The organism is Bacillus sp. GMs2/2, assembly GCF_050172095.1.
Classification (GTDB): Bacteria; Bacillota; Bacilli; order Bacillales; family Bacillaceae_G; genus Bacillus_A; species Bacillus_A cereus.
The window spans coordinates 1-2005 of record NZ_JBNLYE010000557.1 but is presented as its reverse complement, the minus strand read 5'-3'; the positions used below and the strand labels follow the sequence as shown (position 1 = coordinate 2005).

The window sequence follows — 2005 nt, the reverse complement described above, 5'->3', positions numbered from 1 at the left end:
TTCTATTATTATTCGTATACAGCATAACATAAAAGTTTTACCTGAAATTTTGAAAGCCTGTGAACAACTACAGCCTTTAGAAATTATCCTTACTATTAACGGATGTATCGATGATTCCATTGATATTGCACAATCTTACAATTGTAAAATTATCACATTAGAAGAACCGACAGAATCAAATAATTGTTATGTAATTGGTGCCAAAAAAGCAAAAGGTAAGTACCTCTTATTTTTAGATGCAAATTACAATATCCCCCCTTCCTTACTTAAACAATTTCTTCAACCATTACTAGATAAATCAGCTGACGTCGTATTAAATAATTTAGATGATTTTTTTTATCAAAAACAACAGCCCAATTTAGCAATGATTTGGCAGCAAGTTACAAATCATTTTTTTTATCGCCCAGATTTAAATATTAACTCCTTATTATTTCCTCCCTATGCAATGACAAAAGAAGTACTTGATGTAATTAATCCAGATAATTTATCAAATCCCATATTGGCACAAATGAAAATTATTGAACATAAATTTCGGATTTGCGATCAATTAAACATTCCTATCCCTCAAGTTCTCCCTTTTCCTTCAACTCAACTCATTCATTATCATCTTGAAGCCATTGCAAATTGGATAAGTAAAATGCAAGATCCAAGAGGAAACTATACCGATAATAATCGAAAGCGAGATATTATTTTAGGGCTTCAAAACGGAGAACAAAAATCCATTCCAAAAATAATTACAGGTAAAGAGTTTTATTCAAATACTTATGGAGATCAACAATTATCAGTTATCATCCCTGTTCAAAATGAAGAAAAAACGATTGAATCTGTCATTTTTGAGGTACAAAAATTAAAACCTTTTGAAATTATTGTTATTGTTAATGGATCAACAGATAAAACAGAGGAATTGGCGAAGAGTTGCGGTGCAACAGTTATAAGCTACGAAGAAGCACTTGGAAATGATACAGGACGTGCTGTTGGTGCCTTTTTTGCAAAAGGTGAAATACTATTATTTATAGATGGAGATTTCTTAATTTCTAGTCATGATTTATTACCATTTGTACAATCTATTCAAAATGGCACAGACTTAGCTTTAAATAAACTAGAGCACTACTATATGTATCGTCTACCGTATTCTATTGTCACCGCATGTAAATATGCTATCAACTTAGCATGTAATCGAAAAGATTTAGGTATGGGATCCACAATTGCTGTCCCTCATGCTTTTAGTCGAAAATGCATTCATACAATTGGGTTTGATTCACTTCTTTCACCAACCTTAAGTCAAGTAAAAACAATTGTAGCAGGCTTACATGTACAAAATGTCCATTCTGTCGACGTTGATAAATTGAATCGTGTTCGACCTGAAAAACACTTCTCTGAGGAAGGTTCCCTTTCATTAGCAACACAACAAATCATTGGCGATCATATAGAAGCAATTTCTTACCTCATCGAACAAAAAAGAGGTAAAGAGTGCTTCTAATTATACATCCTACCTACTAAATAATATATTATATCATTTTTAATATATGACAGAATAAAAAAGATGGGTTGTAACCATCTTTTTTATTTTTACATCAACTCAAAAGAAAAGTAGAAGGCAAGTTTTTCATTTCTGTATCTTCTTAAGAAGTTTGAAAAGAAAGGCTTGTTAATGAAGATTCAACACTTAAATCATCATTTAGTGCAATTGAGAAACATGCAACTAATGGTAAAGTAATAACAATTGATCCACTAGGATTAATTATAATTGTAGGACTTGTCCCACATTCGCCTCCACAATCTACTACTGCATCAATTCCACTACCAGGGGTAATTGTAATTTTAAGACACACATCTAAACAAACATTATTCGTAATACATGCCATAACTCTCCCTCCTTTCCTTTAACAATATATGCAGTTAATTAAATTCGGACACGACTCTCGTACTAATTTTTATAAATTAGATGCTATTTTACTATTCGTTTTATAGGCAATTAACGTTTGATTAAACTATCTAAATTAAC

General features: G+C 31.4%; 2 protein-coding genes. One reads left to right on the top strand and one right to left on the bottom strand.

Translation table 11 applies throughout. The features are described 5' to 3' along the window. A partial coding sequence (locus tag ACQGS6_RS27305) for a glycosyltransferase family 2 protein (RefSeq protein ID WP_426965937.1) occupies positions 1 to 1480 on the top strand: 1480 nt, incomplete at its 5' end. A 142-nt stretch (positions 1481 to 1622) separates the two neighbouring features. Here ACQGS6_RS27305 and ACQGS6_RS27300 read toward each other — a convergent pair. Then, positions 1623 to 1865, bottom strand: coding sequence for a hypothetical protein (locus ACQGS6_RS27300; protein ID WP_000752186.1), 243 nt, complete (start codon positions 1863 to 1865; stop codon positions 1623 to 1625). Positions 1866 to 2005: the final 140 nt, after the last annotated feature.

Excerpts from the sequence above, each read along its gene's own strand:
- ACQGS6_RS27300 (WP_000752186.1), bottom strand. The coding sequence starts at position 1,865 with ATGGCATGTATTACGAATAATGTTTGTTTAGATGTGTGTCTTAAAATT.